Genomic DNA, 16432 nt, shown 5'->3' with positions numbered 1-16432 from the left:
ATGGATGAAGTACCTTCTGAAACCATTGATAAATATATTGAAAAACTTAATCTAAGACCAAAAAAGGTCTTGGGCTGGAAAACACCTTATGAAATCTTTTTTGAAGAGGTGTTGCACTTAACTTGACTATTCAAGATAAAATAAAAAAACGATTTTGTTGACTATTAGGTCTCTCCCATTTATGATAAAGAAGTGTTACTTAAAGTCAAAGGCTACATGGAGAGGAAATTATAAAATGACAGTTGAAAAAGCAATAGAAGTTTTAAAAGCAGGAGAGCTAGCTGTATTACCTACTGAGACAGTTTATGGTATATTTGCTGATGCAACAAACGAAGCAGCTGTACAAAGATTGTATGCTGTAAAAGGACGCCCCGTTGATAAGGCACTAAACATGAATGTGGCAGACTACAATAAGATTTTGAAATACTCAACCCACCAACCTCTATATTTAGAAAAACTAGTGAAAACTTTTCTTCCAGGACCGTTGACGATTATTTTAGAAGCAAGTTCAGAAGTACCTGAGTGGATTCATGTTGGCAAGAGCACAGTAGGGTTTCGAATGCCTTCCGTCCGAGCAACACAAGAAGTGATTAAAGCTTTAGGTGTCCTAGTTGGGCCATCAGCAAACCTAACAGGAGCCCCTAGCCCACAATTTTATAATGAGTTAACGACAGATATCTTGGATAAAGCGGCAGTCTCTATTCAAGATGACAGTGTTTACGGCCTAGATACAACTATTCTAGATCTTTCTACAGATAAACCCAAAATTTTACGACAAGGAGCGATTACAGCGAAAGAGCTCCTTGATGCAGTTCCAGAATTATCTGAAATTGTTTAAACAAATCATTTGGTTCAGTCTTTTGCTTTAGATATAATGGAAGATGTACAAAAGTTGCGCCTTTATTAACAAAATTAGAGAGAGCAACGCATATGGCAAAGGAGACATATATGGAAATATATAATTTTGAAGCGCTTGATCCAGAACTTTGGACTGCTATTCATGCAGAAGAAACACGTCAACAGAAGACGATTGAATTAATTGCTTCTGAGAATATCGTATCCCCAGCAGTACGTGCAGCGCAAGGATCTGTCTTAACCAATAAGTACGCAGAAGGTTATCCTGAAAAGCGTTACTATGGTGGAACAGAAGCTGTGGATGTGGTGGAAAATTTGGCTATTGAGCGTGCAAAAGCGCTTTTCCATGCTGAGTTTGCGAATGTGCAGCCGCACTCAGGATCACAAGCCAATGCAGCAGCCTATATGGCACTCATAGAACCAGGAGATACTGTGCTAGGAATGGACTTGAATGCTGGTGGGCATTTGACTCACGGTTCACAAGTTAATTTTTCTGGCAAAATGTATAATTTCGTTTCTTACGGTCTTCATCCAGAAACAGAATTACTGGACTTTGAAGAAATTGAAGCACAAGCTGAAAAACATCGTCCATCACTTATCATTGCTGGAGCATCGGCTTACTCACGGATTATAGATTTTTCAAAATTCCGGGAAATTGCAGATAAAGTTGGTGCTAAATTGATGGTAGATATGGCTCACATCGCTGGTCTTGTGGCTACTGGACACCATCCAAGTCCACTCCCTTACGCAGATGTCGTGACTTCTACAACACACAAAACCTTGCGTGGGCCACGCGGTGGTCTGATTCTCACAAATGATGCAGATTTGGCAAAAAAAATTAACAGTGCAATTTTTCCGGGTTTACAAGGTGGACCATTGGAGCATGTGATAGCGGCTAAAGCGATTGCTTTTAAAGAAGCCTTAGAGCCAGAATTTACAGATTATATCGGACAAGTGTTGAAAAATACAGCAGCTATGGCTGATGAGTTTAGACGAGCAGGTTTACACGTTGTTTCAGATGGAACAGATAATCATCTGTTTTTAGTGAAGGTAACAGAGTTAGGAATTAACGGCAAAGAAGCGCAAAATCTTTTAGACACGGTCAACATTACGCTTAACAAAAATTCGGTTCCAGGAGAAAAACTCAGTCCTTTTGAAACGAGTGGTGTACGTATCGGAGCAGCAGCAATTACGAGTCGCGGGATGAAAGAAGAAGAAAGTCGTAAGATTGCTCAAATGATTGTTAAAGCACTGTCAAATAAAGATGACGAAGTAACACTCCAAGAAGTACGTCAATTTGCATTAAATTTGACAAAGACCTTTCCTTTGGTCTAGAATATAGGTACAACTTTTTTAACAAGACTTCCACCGGATAAAGAATAATATGAACAGTGATAAGTAAAGAGGTGGACATGCTAGAGAAGTTTTTAACATGACAAGATGGCAGAAGTACAAACTGAAGTTGAAGTACGGCCATCAGAAAGAATGATTAGGTAATAGACAAATGTTGAAAATTTTGAAGCTCTTTATCAAGCTCACACTACTTGTAGTAGTAGTTGGAGCAGTTTTTTATGCGCATAGAACTTATACAAATGTAAAAAATGTGATGAAGTATGAAAAGGCGGTTGATGCAACACTTAAAGCTCAAGGACTAGAAGGTGATACGAGGTTGGCGTTGGCCATTATTTATACAGAGACAAAAGGGAATGCAGCAGATGTTATGCAGTCAAGCGAAAGCTTAAATGGAGACCGAAACAGTATTTTAACTGAAGACGAGAGCATACAACAAGGTGTAGCAAATCTTTGCAAGGTTTTAGAGTATGCCGAAGATAAAAAAGTAGACATCTGGACAGGTGTGCAAGCTTATAATTTTGGTCAATCCTATATAGACTATGTGGCTAAAAATGGCGGAAAAAACAATCTAGAATTGGCAGAGAAGTATTCGCGTACCGTTGTGGCTCCGAGTTTAGGAAATACAACAGGTGAAACCTATTATCATGTGACAGTGGATTCACTGATGAACAGTGGAGGAAAGCTCTATGTTAATGGTGGAAATATGTATTATGCAAATGAGGTCAAATGGCATTTGATGCTGCTCGATCTTTTCAATTGGTAGACAGTAGAGCAGAGCATGGAAGCTGACCTATCCAACATGAGCTAAAATCTATAAACTCAACACATTCAAAGAATAAAATGAACCATAAAGCAGACAAGAGAAACCTATATTTTTCGGTTCTGCTCAGTGGTTCATTTTTTTCATCCGTAGTTTATTCTGTAGAGAGCAGCGCAGATATGTGTCTGTCTGATATTCCCTTCCGAACTTATAAAAAAATCTCGCGAAATAAAAGTACACTGTAAGTAAGGCAACCTGTATGAACTTCTAACCCAAGTGTCTGCTTAAAACTAAAATAAAATGGCAGTGAAATTTCATTTACCACCATGACGCATACAAAAACTTAATATTTTATATCAAAATTTTGAAAATCATTGAAGTCTGTAGAAAAGACATCAAGTTTAACAACAGAAGCAAAGGGAGTCGGACCTTGACGAAGTTTTTCTTCAAAGATTTTTAATGTTTCTTGATTATCCGCTTGAACAAACAGTCCCACAGTACCGTCTGCATTGTTCCAAACACGTCCCTTAAGCCCCAGCTGCCGTGCGATAAGGACGGTTCCATAGCGAAAACCAACACCTTGTACCTGTCCGTGAGCAATTATTTTAACTTTGTACATCGTTCTTCCCCCTGTAGGAAACTAAAATTTATTGAATAAGGCACATAAGTGCTCTTAGGTGCAGTGATAGATAGTATGATATAATTATAACAAATGGAAATTATAAGAGCAAAAGACAATAAAAAAATTAAGGCAGCGCGTAAGTTACTCACAAAGAAAAAATATCGTAAAAATTCTTATCTCATAGAAGGCTTTCACCTGCTCGAAGAGGCTGTAAATTCTGGAGCTGAGATTTTGCAAATTTTTGTGGAAGAAGATAAGCACAAAGAAGTTGAACATCTGGATAATGTTGTCCTTGTCAGCTCGGAAGTCTTGAAGAGCTTGTCGGATACTGGAACACCTCAAGGAGTGGTTGCTGAAGTCGTGCGTAAAAAGGAGTATATTCAGCTTGATCAAGGAAAGTTCTTGGTTTTAGAAAACGTTCAAGATCCTGGAAATGTAGGCACGATGATTCGTACCGCTGATGCAGCAGGATTTTCAGCAGTTCTTTGTTTGGGAGACACAGCTGATGTTTATGCACCAAAAGTGATGCGGAGTATGCAAGGAAGCAACTTCCACATCCCAATCTGGCATATAAAAGATTTTACAGACTTACAAGCAGCCAATATTCCCCTTTATGTGACGAGTTTGTCAAAAGACTCTGTGAGTTACAAAGAACTATCAGTAGAAAAAAATTTTGCTTTAGTTATGGGAAATGAGGGATCAGGAGTAACCTCCACAGCAGTAAGTGCTGCAGATAAACTGATTCATATTGAAATGTTTGGCCAGGCAGAATCTTTGAATGTTGCTGTTGCTGCAGGGATTCTTATGTTTAGTTTATGAGAACAAAAAAGCTTGCGATTTATCGCAAGTTTTTATATTACTGCACCTTAGCTGCCAATGTTTCAGCAAAAGCTTCAAGATTAATAATATCCTCATCCTCAGCATTCAAATCAACCTTGACAGACTCCGCTCCCTTTTCAGCACCTGTGAGTGCAAATTGTTCTTCAAACATATCTACACAGATACAGAAATCATCATAAAAGGTATCACCTGAACCACAGACGCCAAAAACTTTTCCAGAAAGATCAACCTCTTTTAAGTCTTCATAGAAATCTACGATTTCGTCTGGTAGTTCACCATCGCCGTAAGTATAAGTTGCAACGATACAAAGATCAGCATCTTCAAACTCATCGGCATCCACGGAGGTACATTCGTCTAGGTCTACATCAAGCCCCAACTCCTCCAATTTATCAGTAACAATTTCAGCAATTTCTTGTGTATTGCCAGTCATACTTGCATAAACTACTTTTGCTAAAGCCATTTTCTGCTCCCTTGTGAAATTTATATAACAAGATTATATCAAGAAATTCAAGAAAAATCAGCTTCCATGCATTTTTTCAGACTTTCTACCCCAGTATTTTTATGATAAAATAGGAGTATCATTGTGATTAGAGAAATATTTAGGAGAAGGTAAAAAGAGTGATTACATTAAAATCTCAACGTGAAATAGATCAAATGGATCGTGCGGGCTCTTTGCTCGCCAGTATTCATATTGGTTTACGTGATTTGATAAAGCCCGGTATTGACATGTGGGAAATCGAAGAATATGTACGCAAGGTTTGCAAGGAAACAAATACCTTGCCGCTACAGATTGGTGTCGATGGCTCAATCATGGATTATCCATATGCGACATGCTGTTCTCTTAATGATGAAGTTGCACATAGCTTTCCCCGTCATCTGAAGTTAAAAGAGGGTGATCTTATTAAGGTGGATATGGTGTTAGGCATGGTTGAAGATGGTTCCGTGGATGTTTCAAAGTTGGACTTTGATAATGTTGCTGAGATGAAAAAATATACAGTAGGTTTTAGCGGAGCTATCGCTGATAGTTGTTGGGCTTATGCGGTGGGCACGCCTTCAGAAGAAGTCAAAAAGCTTATGGATGTAACCCGCGAATGCCTCTATCTTGGTATTGAGCAAGCTGTTGTAGGCAACCGTATCGGTGATATCGGTGCGGCGATTCAAGAGCATGCTGAAAGTCGTGGATATGGTGTTGTCCGTGATCTTGTCGGTCACGGGATGGGACCAACATTCCATGAAGACCCTTTAGTACCTCACTATGGTAAAGCAGGACGTGGTTTACGCTTACGTGAAGGGATGGTCTTGACTATTGAACCGATGATTAATACAGGAACATGGAAAATTGACACGGATATGGAAACAGGCTGGATGCATAAGACTTTGGATGGTGGCTTATCCTGCCAGTTTGAACATCAGTTTGTCATTACCAAAGATGGTCCAGTTATTCTGACAAGTCAAGGAGAAGAAGGTACCTACTGAGCATTATGAAAATAAAAAGAAAGGAGAAATAGTGTATGAAAGCTTTTTTTAAGCGGGTTTTGTCCTGGCAACCCTTAAAAGATTTTATGAGCTTTTACAAAAGTTCAGAGCTGTCTTTATCAAGTATCGCTGTGGCTTATTACTTGCTTCTATCTATTTTTCCTTTACTTTTGATTTTTGCCAATCTCCTTCCCTTCTTAAATCTTGATGTAGATTTGATATTGAATGTTCTGCGTGAGCAGATTCCCGAACAAATCTATGAAATGAGTGCGGGATTTATTCGGAATATTTTGGAGAATCCTAACACAGGTTTACTTTCTGTCTCTGTTTTAGCCGGCTTTTGGACTTTTTCAAGAGCATTAGCTACCTTGCAGATGGCCATGAATAAAGCCTATGAAGTCTCGCAGCACCGTGACTTCATCCTCAGCCGAATCACTGGGATGGTTGTGGGCTTAGGACTTATGACTTTACTCTCTTTGACGATCTTAATTTCGACATTTGGGCAGCTGGTGCTAGCCTACATACATGAGCATTTGTTTGCCTTTGACGATAGACTTTATCGCACCTTGCAAACAGCGACCTTGCCTGTTGTGATTATTATTGTATTTGTATCTTTGATTTTACTCTATTTTGTTTTACCTAATGTAAAGATACATAAGCTAAAGTATATTATGCCAGGGACGATTTTTTCTACTCTGGTCCTAGTAGCCCTGCCTCACTTTTTCGGAGCTTATCTGGGCCGTGCTTTAAGCCAGATGAGTGACTTCAAGCTGGTCGGTTCTGTGCTCATTTTTGGTTTGATGATTTGGTTTATATTTATAGCAAAGGTTTTGATTGTGGGGACTGCTTTAAATGCAACTTATCAGAAAAAATCTTTTGGACAGATTGAAACCCGACGAGGAGAGATTGTGGCCTTTATCAGAGATATTAGAAAGTAAGATGTACTGCTTCTCAAAAGTTGAACAAATAATTTAAATAAGGGATTTGGCTCTCTATAGTACAGAGCGAAGTCCTTTTAGTTTTAATACGTGTATTCATACGAGTAATAAAATAAAGTCATAACTTAATTCCATAGAAAAACACCGCTAATGCTAGATTCTGTCTAACGTTAGGGGTGTAGAATATCACTTAAACGGGGCATTTGTCTTTAGACTTTGGATTTTTTTCGAAAAACAATGAATTTAGAGTAAAAGTAATTCAAAATGATGTTAAGGATTTGAATTGCGAGTGAAAGCACAAGAACCACAACTGGTTTTTTAAGGTGAAGGAGGTTCATCAAGATTTCTGGATGCGTATCGATAAACCACCATTTAAGAAAGATAGCCAGAAGCATGAAGAACAGACGACCAGCAGCAAAGTTAAGAAAATCAAGAAAAATATGATTTGATTGATGCTTAAAAACCCAGATTTTATTTGTAAAAAAAGCAAAAATGATGCTGACAATCTGACCGATAGCCTCAGAAATTGCACCAGCATTTATTCCAGGTTGGTTAAGCAGGTAGAAACTTGCTTGCATAAAGACGTAGTAAACCAGAGTGGTCAAGACACCAAAGACCAGATAGGTAAAAGCCTCGGTTTTTACGAAGTTTTTAAGTTTTTCCATAGCACCCTATTTTAACAAAATTCTCCTGTTTTTGCTAGGAGCTATTGAGAAAGTTCTCACGTTAATTCCCCTTTCTTTAGCAAGCTGTGTTATAATAAAGCTATGTTAAAATCACGATTTTATTCTTTTATACTTGGGACAATTATTGAAGCATGGATTTTCTCCATCTCCTTTTTTGCAGCCCAATGGTTTTGGTTCTTTATTGCAAGTTTTCTTCTGGGGCGCAGGATTTATGTGGCCTACAAGGTGGATAAATTTGTAAAGCTCAGTAATATCAAATGATGGAATTTGTCCATTGTTTTTTTATATTCTATGAGGAGAGGTTTGCCTCTCTTTTTATTTTCGTAAAGATATCATTTTGAAATTGATAAGAAAAAGATTACAATAACATTATATAATATGTATATTGTATTACTTAATGTGTACAATATACTTGACGAGGAAAAAGCCATGCTCTATAATCAGACAGCACAGCACAGCACAGCACAGCACAGCACAGCACAGCACAGCACAGCACAGCACATAAACAGGCGGTAGATTGCCGCTCTTTTCTCCATGCACCAAAACGTTCCGGATGACTGGGACGTTTTTTGCCGTGTGCTGCTGGTCATATACCTGAGAGTACTCCTATTCAACATCACTTCCAACCGAAAAAACTAAAAAAAAGAGGAAAAACAAAATGCACGTAAAAAACAAGAGAAAACTGGGAATTGCCCTAGTTCTGTTCACACTCCTTCTGCTGATTGCAGGGACATTCGCCTTTACCGCCTTCAACCAACGCGCCATTAACGACCGCCTGAGAGATAATCTGGGCGAAGTAGGCGGCCGCGTTCACGATTACTACAACCGTGACACCGAAAACAAGGACGTCTTTGTCGAAAACTATGGGGAGGAGCCTGTCATGGCACGGATTCGTCTGTCTGAGTTCATGGAAATTCGAGGAAGAGGAGAAACAAGTTTCACACCTATAGTGCCCAATACTGAGCGGGATGCAATTGAAACTTGGACCACCTACATTCCAGAAGGCAACACGCTCACTACTCGTGTGGGGGACTCTGCCGTCTTTAACCAATATAGTAACTTGACCTTTGGTTGGACCCGTCAAGGAGAACATGCGCCTTGGTACTTGCCCACCTTCAACCATGTGGAGAACGACCTGATGACGGCTGCAGCGGGGCATGCGCGAGACTACATCGCTGGCGATAGTGCCACAGACGGTAGTACAGATGGGGCCACTCATCCGGGTACAGGTGAGGATGCCTACTGGCAAGAAGGAGAGAGCTATACAAATGGTCAGGGTCCAACAAGTACAGTCTGGCCCGGAGCTCTTGAGGGCGTTGAACGTACAACAGCACAAAACTTGGCGCAAGACCGTGCCCCACTGACACTTCAGCAATGGTCTGCCTTACCCAATGAGCATAAAATCGGCGACTTCTGGGTTATTGATCAGGAAACAGGCTGGGCTTACTGGGCCAGTCAACTGCAGGAGGGAGAAACCAGTTCTTACCTGTTGGATGCAGCAGTGATGACAGAGACAGCACATGATATCCGTGGTTCTTATTACTACGCTATCCATGTGGACAGTCAGTTGATTACGCCGGACAGTGATTTTGAGGATGAGCCAGAAAGTGGAGAGGTAGAACGTCTGCTTCGTGGTATTCGTAATAATGCGGTGGATGATAACTTTGAAAATCCAGCTTATGATGAGGACAGTCATCCCGATGAGTTTAGATTCAGCGCCATGTATCCGGGACGTATCTTTACCATGGCAGGGGAGCAATACCGCTATCTCGAGGATATGGGTGAGGGGAATCATCTGATTATTCGAAATTATACACTTCCGCGGTCAGCTGATGCTGGGCAACATACTCGTATCTCTAACTGGTATAACGGCCTTAGACAAGAAGTTCAAGACATTGTTTCTCCAGTTGAAAGAAGTTTTAATACGGGACATTCCAGCGAGAGTACATTTCTCTGGAGCAATCCAGACGATTGGAACAGATTGCCAATTAATCTTGATGTTTCTCCAGTCGTTGCATCAGATGTAACAAGGGTTGTTAAAGAGGATGGGATTAAGCGCGCCTTTGCTCTTTCACTGGCAGATTTCGTTAGACTTGCTCAACCTGGTAAAATTTTCTCTACTCCATCAGGACGCGGAGCGGCATATGGTTATCCTTCATCAACAGGTTGGAGATTACGCAGTTTGGGTCCTCCTAATCTAAATCAGTCTATTTGGCACATTGGGATGAATTTGGGCCTTAGGCCAACAAGACTAGCTCTTGTGCAGCCACCTAATTCGGATATTGGAGATCGACCCGCTTTGATTATCCACCAACCAACAAACTAAAAATTCTAAATTAATAAAATATAAACAAGGAATCCAAGGAAAACTTGTTTTTTTATAGCTTTTAACTTAGGGATGAACTGAATATTCTAGAGTGGGAAGGATAATTCTGATATAATAAGTAAAGAAAAAGACGATAGGAGACGGTTATGACAGTCACAGTGCAAGATCTCATAAAAAAAATTAAGTTTAATGTTATCTATTCGACGGAAACAGCGCTTCAAAAAGAAGTGGCGACTTCAGATATTTTACGTCCTGGTTTAGAAATGTCTGGTTATTTTGAGTACTTTACGCCTGAACGGATTCAACTGTTTGGGATGAAAGAGTGGTCTTACATGATGAATGTGGTGGGAGATGCTCGCTATGATATTCTTAAAAAAGTAATGACAGAGCTCACACCAGTCGTTATTGTTGCCCGTAACTTGGAAATTCCTGAGGAGATGATCAATGTTGCCCGTAAGCATGATATTGTGTTGTTGCAGTCACGTGAAACGACCAGTCGTTTAAACAGCATCTTGACTTCCTATTTGGATGAGGAGTTGGCAGAACGTGTGAGCGTACATGGTGTCCTAATGGACATCTACGGTGTCGGCGTTTTGATTCAGGGGGCAAGTGGCATCGGGAAATCTGAAACGGCTTTGGACTTGGTGGCACGTAACCATCGCTTAGTCGCTGATGACCGTGTTGACGTTTTCCAAAAAGATGCTTTCACGCTAGCTGGTGAGCCTGCACCTGTTTTGCAGAATTTTTTGGAGCTGCGTGGAGTTGGGATTATTGATGTTATGAGCTTATACGGTGCGCGTGCTGTTAAAGACCAAACGGATATTGACTTAACGATTTACCTTGAGCCTTATGAAGTGGGCGGCGAATTTGACCGTTTGGGAAATGGTATTAAAAATATCATTCTAGCAGACGTTGAGGTACCACAGATTAAAATCCCAGTGAAAACAGGACGGAATGTTTCAACCATTATTGAAGCAGCAGTGATGAATTACCGGGCTAAAGATATGGGTTATGATGCAACGGAACTTTTTGAAGACCGTTTGACACATTTGATTGAAAACAACAGCTAAGGAGTTGACTGTGAACTATTTTCCAAATTTAGCAATAAATAAAATTGCCTTAGAGCTCGGTCCCTTTTCCATTCATTGGTATGCGATTTTTATTGTTACAGGTGCAGCTTTAGGGGTATGGCTCGCTTGTAAAGAAGCCCCCCGGCGAGGCTTAACGACAGACGATGTGATTGATTTTATCTTATGGGCCTTTCCTATTGGCTTGATTGGTGTACGTGCATATTATGTCGCTTTCGAATGGGGATATTATAGTCAGCATCCAGGTGAAATTATTGCACTTTGGGACGGTGGCGGAGCTATATACGGTGGCCTGATTGCTGGTGCTATTGTCTTGTTTATCTTTTCCTATTATCGAATGATTAATCCACTGGATCTCCTAGATATCAGTGTTCCAGGAGTACTTATAGGGCAAGCCATTGGACGTTGGGGTAACTTTATCAATCAAGAAGCTTATGGTGAGGCAGTGAGTAACTTAAACTACTTGCCTTCCTTTATCCGAGAACAAATGTTTATTGATGGGGCTTATCGTATCCCGACATTTCTCTATGAAAGTATCGGAACGTTTACAGGTTTTCTAATAATTATGATTTTCCGTCATCGTCTTCCAGGATTGAAGCGCGGTGAAATCTTTGCCTTTTACTTGATCTGGTATGGCTTGGTTCGCTTTATCGTAGAAGGTATGCGCACAGACAGCTTAATGCTTGGCGCGTTTAGGGTGTCACAAGTCTTTTCAGCATTGATGGTCATAGCGGGTATTGCTTTCATCTTGATTGGACGTTTAAAAAAAGTTGATTAATAAAAAGTACTTTTCTGGCTAACTAAGAAAAGTACTTTTTATAAAAATATAAATTAGTTTATAAAAAATATTAATTTTGCTATAATAAAGTTAAATTACCGCATAGATTTAAGCGGTTTTGGAGGTGGACTATGGGAGAAATAAGTATTCAAGCTATAGCTTGGTTGATTATTGCAATTGCATTTGCAACCTTGGTTGTTTTCTTGATTGTACTTTTGCTTAAAGTTTCAAAAATTGTTGAAGAAGCTAACCGTACAGTTAAGTTAGTATCCAGCGATGTGGATGTTTTACTCCATCAAGCAGATGGACTGATGGCTAAAGCTAATGTTCTTTTGGATGATGTCAACGGAAAGGTAGCGACGATTGATCCTCTTTTTGTGGCAGTAGCAGAACTTTCAGAAAGCGTAACTGCAGTGAACAAGAGCAGTCGTGATATGGTAGAACGTTTCTCAAGAAAAACAGGAAATGTTGGTCGTTCAGCTTCAACCTTGGTGTTGGCTAAAACAGCAAACAAATTTTTAAAGAAGAAAAAGAAAGTGGAGGATAAATAATATGTCTAAAAAATCAGGATTTTTAGTAGGTGCTTTAGTTGGTGCTGCTGCGGCTTTGTTCTTCGCTCCCAAAAAAGGCAGCGAAATGCGTGAAGATGCAGGAAAAATGTATGGTGACTTCAAAGAGGATCCAGAGGCAGCGCTTAATAATCTGCGCGACTTTTCTGTAGAAAAATTTAATGACATTAAAGCACGCTTTGACTCAGGTGAAATCTCCGCAGATTCTGCGAAAGAATATTTGACAAACAAACGTGATTGGATTAAAGAAAAAGTAGATTCAGGGGAACTTTCTAAAGAATCAGTTGTTGAGTTTTTCAACAGTACACGTGATGCGATTGTCGATAAAATCAATCAAGCCAAAGAAGGCACTGAAGAGCTTTTTGATGAAAATGAATCAGAAATTACAGATGAAGTTGTTGAAAAAGCGGCAGAATTTAAAGAAAAGCTTGATGATAATATTGATACAGTATCTGAAAAAGTTGAAGATAATATCGACTTTGATAAGATTTCTGAAGAAGCAGATGACCTTGAAAAAAAAGCCAAAGAACTTTCAGAAACAGAATGGTAAAAATGAAAAGCTGTCCTCGGGCAGTTTTTGTTTTGTAAAAAATTTACAGTGTTTATATAAGCTTTTGTAAAGAATTTGCGTTATAATAGAGCTATAAAAGATAAAAAAATCGGAGGATTTACAATGACTCAAGCTAACTTTGGCGTGGTCGGCATGGCCGTAATGGGGAAAAATCTAGCCCTCAATGTTGAATCACGAGGCTATACAGTTGCCCTATTTAATCGTACGACTGCAAAAACGGAGGAAGTTGTAGCTGAACATCCAGATAAAAATTTTGTTTTGACAAAGACAATCGAAGAATTCGTAGCTGCTATTGAAAAACCACGCCGTATCATGCTTATGGTACAAGCTGGTCCAGCAACAGATGCGACAATTCAAGCGCTTTTACCACATTTGGATAAAGGTGACATCTTGATTGATGGCGGAAATACACATTTCCCAGATACAATGCGTCGTAATGCAGAGCTTGCAGACTCAGGAATCAACTTCATCGGTACAGGTGTTTCAGGTGGTGAAAAAGGTGCGCTTGAAGGACCTTCAATCATGCCTGGTGGACAAAAAGAAGCTTACGATTTGATTGCACCAATCTTTGAACAAATCGCAGGTAAAGCGCCTCAAGATGGCAAACCATGTGTGGCTTATATGGGTCCTAATGGTGCGGGTCACTATGTGAAAATGGTCCACAATGGTATTGAGTATGGCGACATGCAACTCATCGCCGAATCTTACGACCTCTTGAAACGTGTGCTCGGACTTGACAACGCTGAAATTCAGTCCATCTTTGAAGAATGGAATGAAGGCGAACTGGACAGCTACCTTATCGAAATCACAAAAGAAGTCCTTAAACGTAAAGACGATCAAGGTACAGACGGCTATATCGTGGATAAAATCCTTGATAAAGCTGGCAATAAAGGTACAGGTAAATGGACATCACAAAGTGCTCTTGATCTGGGTGTTCCATTGCCATTGATTACAGAATCTGTCTTTGCGCGATTCATCTCAACTTATAAAGACGAACGTGTGAAAGCAAGCAAGATATTATCAGGTCCAGAAGTGAATTTCTCAGGCGACAAAGCTGAAATTGTGGAAAAAATCCGTCAAGCACTTTATTTCTCAAAAATCATGAGTTATGCCCAAGGTTTTGCTCAACTGCGCCAAGCTTCTAAGGAATACGACTGGGATCTTCCTTACGGTACAATCGCCCAAATCTGGCGTGCAGGATGTATCATCCGTGCAGAGTTCTTGCAAAACATTACAGATGCTTTTGACAAGAACCCTAATCTTGAAAACCTTCTCTTGGATGAGTACTTTATCGATATCACAAATCGCTATCAAGCAGCAGTACGCGACGTTGTGAGTCTTGCTGTTCAAGCAGGTATTCCAGTGCCAACATTTGCAAGTGCAATCAGCTACTATGACAGCTATCGTTCTGCAAACTTGCCCGCAAACTTGATTCAAGCACAACGTGACTACTTCGGTGCGCATACCTATGAACGTACGGATATGGATGGAATCTTCCACTATGACTGGTATACAGAAGATTAATTTGGAAGTCCCTCGCCGAGTTTTCAATCTCGGCCTTCATTCGCCTTGCTTACTTTGCTGTCCATTTATTATGAGAACAGAAAATTAAAGAGTTTGGGCAGAGAGGGAGGCGAAAGTTGATTTTAGCTAAGGCGCACAAACAAAAAGTGCTTAACCACAGCATCATGATGCACGTGGTTAGGCACTTTTTTCATTTTTGGAACTTTTCTCAGTCGTTTTTCACTAGTTCTTTCAACAGGGAGAAATCGTGAAGCATTCATTTCTTTCCATTCAAACCGTCGTAGATGTGAGTAATATTCCATTTGAGCATGTCATAGTAAGTATCCCCCTCTTGCCCCTTATCGGCCAGAGAGTCCGTGAAGATTTTGGAGAAAATAGGGACTCCAGTTTGTCGTGAGACGGCTTCCATTGTTTTAGGGGAAACGCTCGTTTCGACAAAGAGTGCTTTTACACTTTTATCCTTAATGATGTTGTTTATGCGTGTCATTTGTGAAGGTGTACCTTGATTGTCCGTATTGATTTCCCAGATATACTCAGCAGTCAACCCGTATTGTTGAGCAAAATATTTAAAAGCACCTTCACTTGTGACTAGGATACGGTCGTTTTTGGGAATACTGTTGATTTTCTTTTGTGTTTCAGTATCTAATTGCTGTAATTTCTCAGTGTATGTTTTGAGATTTTTCTGATAGATTGCTTTGTTTTGAGGGTCTTTCTTTGAAAGCTCTTTTTCAATATTTTGAGCGTAAAGAATACCATTTTGAATATTAAGCCAAGCGTGTGGGTCCTCTTCGCTTTCTTTCCCTTTTTCACTCAAGTAAATCGGTGACACGCCCTCACTCACCATGAAACTGGCTGCCTCTTTACGACTGTTTTTGATGAGCTTATCAAACCATCCTTTTCCAGTTTCTAGATTTAGACCATTGTAAAAGACAAGGTCAGCCTTTTCTACAGCTTGTGTATCATTGGGTTTAGGGTCGTATAGATGTGGATCAGTTCCACGAGGAACCATGCTATAAACCTCAACGTGATCTTTTCCGATATTTTCAACAATATCAGCAATAATGGAGTAGGTTGTTACAACTTTCAATTTGTTTGAAGCAGCAGTTTCTTCTTTTGGGGCAGCACAGGCTGTAAAAAGGAGAAAGAGTGCGGCTAACACAGCAGCAAGAGCAAGTCGTTTGAGTTTCATAGTGACGTTCCTTTCTTAGTATAGTGGATAAAGCCATTGCGAGGACTGAGGAAAAATGATAAGGCAAAAGCGAGAGCACCTACAATGACGATAGTGGCACTTGTGGGGAGGTCATAGTGAAAGCTCAGGATGACTCCAAGTACGCCAAAGAGAACTCCCAAGATAGAGGACAGAGTAATCATGCGCGGGAGCGTGTTAACCCACAAATAAGCGATAGAGGCTGGAATAATGAGCATGGCAACTACAAGCACAATCCCGACTTGAGCTAAGGCGGAAATAGTGAAGAGAGTAAGAAGAATCATCAGAAGATAATGATAAAAATTATTTTTTAGTCCGTAAGCTTTAGACATGATAGGATCAAAGGAAGTAATGAGTAATTCCTTGAAAAAAAGCTTGACGACAAGAACAACGATGAGTAATAATACAAAAGATTGTATGAGTTCATGTGGTGTAACTGCGAGAATATTTCCAAAGAGAATATGGTTGAGGTCAACACCACTTTCAGCTTTCGTGATTAATACAATGCCCAATGCAAAAAAGCTACTTAGGATAATACCGATAGATGCATCTGTTTTTAAATTGCTGTGCTTGATGATGAACTGGATCAGAATAGCTCCTAAGATGCCTGAAAGGGTTGCACCAATCAAGATGTTAATGCCCAGCATATAAGAAAGAGCTACGCCAGGTAAAACAGCATGAGAGAGGGCATCTCCCATCAGTGACAAACGGCGAAGGACAATGAAGCACCCCAAAATTCCTGAAATGATTCCTAGCAGGAGAGAAGCGATAAAAGCACTCAGCATTGTTACGGTCAGTCCTGTGAGGTCAGAAAGAGAAAATAGAATATCCATCTTGAT

19 protein-coding genes and 1 pseudogene are annotated in these 16432 nt (G+C 40.0%); 15 read left to right on the top strand and 5 right to left on the bottom strand.

Annotated elements, in window-relative coordinates:
* From ACGHCK_RS04695 to ACGHCK_RS04680, 4 genes and pseudogenes are all read left to right on the top strand, one after another.
* Positions 1-126 (top strand): annotated as a pseudogene (locus ACGHCK_RS04695) (IS30 family transposase); the annotation flags it as partial.
* Between the two features lie 109 nt (positions 127-235).
* Positions 236-838, top strand: a complete 603-nt coding sequence (locus ACGHCK_RS04690; RefSeq protein WP_251423975.1) for an L-threonylcarbamoyladenylate synthase — start codon at positions 236-238, stop codon at positions 836-838.
* Positions 839-948: 110 nt separating this feature from the next.
* Entirely contained in the window at positions 949-2190 is a 1242-nt protein-coding gene (gene glyA / locus ACGHCK_RS04685; protein WP_251423972.1) for a serine hydroxymethyltransferase, read from the top strand.
* A 169-nt stretch (positions 2191-2359) separates the two neighbouring features.
* Positions 2360-2971 (top strand): lysozyme family protein, encoded by a 612-nt coding sequence (locus ACGHCK_RS04680; protein ID WP_202229885.1) that lies wholly within the window; start codon positions 2360-2362, stop codon positions 2969-2971.
* A 340-nt stretch (positions 2972-3311) separates the two neighbouring features.
* Here ACGHCK_RS04680 and ACGHCK_RS04675 read toward each other — a convergent pair whose 3' ends face one another.
* On the bottom strand, positions 3312-3587 hold the full coding sequence (locus ACGHCK_RS04675; protein WP_271328562.1) for an acylphosphatase: 276 nt from the start codon (positions 3585-3587) through the stop codon (positions 3312-3314).
* A 93-nt stretch (positions 3588-3680) separates the two neighbouring features.
* Here ACGHCK_RS04675 and ACGHCK_RS04670 point away from each other — a divergent pair, with 93 nt between their 5' ends.
* Positions 3681-4409 carry a TrmH family RNA methyltransferase gene (locus ACGHCK_RS04670; protein WP_251423966.1) on the top strand — a complete coding sequence of 243 codons (729 nt, stop codon included), beginning with the start codon at positions 3681-3683 and terminating at the stop codon, positions 4407-4409.
* Between the two features lie 37 nt (positions 4410-4446).
* Here ACGHCK_RS04670 and ACGHCK_RS04665 read toward each other — a convergent pair whose 3' ends face one another.
* Complete coding sequence (locus tag ACGHCK_RS04665; RefSeq protein WP_251423963.1) at positions 4447-4890, bottom strand: flavodoxin; 444 nt, start codon at positions 4888-4890, stop codon at positions 4447-4449.
* Between the two features lie 158 nt (positions 4891-5048).
* Here ACGHCK_RS04665 and ACGHCK_RS04660 point away from each other — a divergent pair, with 158 nt between their 5' ends.
* The gene (locus tag ACGHCK_RS04660) at positions 5049-5906 is read left to right on the top strand and encodes a methionyl aminopeptidase (RefSeq protein ID WP_251423960.1); all 858 of its coding nucleotides are present in this window, start codon (positions 5049-5051) and stop codon (positions 5904-5906) included.
* Between the two features lie 35 nt (positions 5907-5941).
* On the top strand, positions 5942-6844 hold the full coding sequence (locus tag ACGHCK_RS04655; RefSeq protein WP_251423957.1) for a YihY/virulence factor BrkB family protein: 903 nt from the start codon (positions 5942-5944) through the stop codon (positions 6842-6844).
* A gap of 209 nt (positions 6845-7053) precedes the next feature.
* Here the strand turns inward: ACGHCK_RS04655 and ACGHCK_RS04650 are convergent, their stop codons facing one another.
* On the bottom strand, positions 7054-7509 hold the full coding sequence (locus tag ACGHCK_RS04650) for a GtrA family protein (protein WP_251423954.1): 456 nt from the start codon (positions 7507-7509) through the stop codon (positions 7054-7056).
* 102 nt (positions 7510-7611) lie between these two features.
* Here ACGHCK_RS04650 and ACGHCK_RS04645 point away from each other — a divergent pair, with 102 nt between their 5' ends.
* The 8 genes from ACGHCK_RS04645 (at position 7612) to gndA (ending at position 14386) form a co-directional block, all read left to right on the top strand.
* Positions 7612-7791: a hypothetical protein gene (locus ACGHCK_RS04645; protein ID WP_202229892.1), complete on the top strand. Its 180-nt coding sequence runs from the start codon at positions 7612-7614 to the stop codon at positions 7789-7791.
* Between the two features lie 117 nt (positions 7792-7908).
* Positions 7909-8046, top strand: a complete 138-nt coding sequence (locus ACGHCK_RS04640; protein WP_394304490.1) for an adenine methyltransferase — start codon at positions 7909-7911, stop codon at positions 8044-8046.
* Positions 8047-8188: 142 nt separating this feature from the next.
* A complete protein-coding gene (locus tag ACGHCK_RS04635) occupies positions 8189-9856 on the top strand; it encodes a hypothetical protein (RefSeq protein WP_394304489.1) in 1668 nt (555 codons plus the stop codon).
* Positions 9857-10002: 146 nt separating this feature from the next.
* The gene (hprK, locus tag ACGHCK_RS04630) at positions 10003-10926 is read left to right on the top strand and encodes an HPr(Ser) kinase/phosphatase (RefSeq protein WP_202231559.1); all 924 of its coding nucleotides are present in this window, start codon (positions 10003-10005) and stop codon (positions 10924-10926) included.
* 10 nt (positions 10927-10936) lie between these two features.
* On the top strand, positions 10937-11722 hold the full coding sequence (gene lgt, locus ACGHCK_RS04625) for a prolipoprotein diacylglyceryl transferase (RefSeq protein WP_251423928.1): 786 nt from the start codon (positions 10937-10939) through the stop codon (positions 11720-11722).
* Between the two features lie 131 nt (positions 11723-11853).
* Positions 11854-12273, top strand: a complete 420-nt coding sequence (locus ACGHCK_RS04620; protein WP_202231561.1) for a DUF948 domain-containing protein — start codon at positions 11854-11856, stop codon at positions 12271-12273.
* Between the two features lies 1 nt (position 12274).
* Entirely contained in the window at positions 12275-12841 is a 567-nt protein-coding gene (locus ACGHCK_RS04615) for a YtxH domain-containing protein (RefSeq protein ID WP_202231562.1), read from the top strand.
* A gap of 123 nt (positions 12842-12964) precedes the next feature.
* Positions 12965-14386 (top strand): NADP-dependent phosphogluconate dehydrogenase, encoded by a 1422-nt coding sequence (gene gndA / locus ACGHCK_RS04610; RefSeq protein WP_271328512.1) that lies wholly within the window; start codon positions 12965-12967, stop codon positions 14384-14386.
* A 256-nt stretch (positions 14387-14642) separates the two neighbouring features.
* Here the strand turns inward: gndA and ACGHCK_RS04605 are convergent, their stop codons facing one another.
* Positions 14643-15575, bottom strand: a complete 933-nt coding sequence (locus tag ACGHCK_RS04605) for a metal ABC transporter substrate-binding protein (RefSeq protein WP_251423922.1) — start codon at positions 15573-15575, stop codon at positions 14643-14645.
* A complete protein-coding gene (locus ACGHCK_RS04600) occupies positions 15572-16426 on the bottom strand; it encodes a metal ABC transporter permease (RefSeq protein WP_251423919.1) in 855 nt (284 codons plus the stop codon). Before ACGHCK_RS04600 ends, ACGHCK_RS04605 begins: the two co-directional genes overlap by 4 nt.
* Positions 16427-16432 lie beyond the last annotated feature (6 nt).

The sequence above is a fragment of the Lactococcus muris genome, from assembly GCF_042849115.1.
Taxonomy (GTDB): domain Bacteria; phylum Bacillota; class Bacilli; order Lactobacillales; family Streptococcaceae; genus Lactococcus; species Lactococcus muris.
This window is presented reverse-complemented; position numbering and strand designations above follow the sequence as displayed.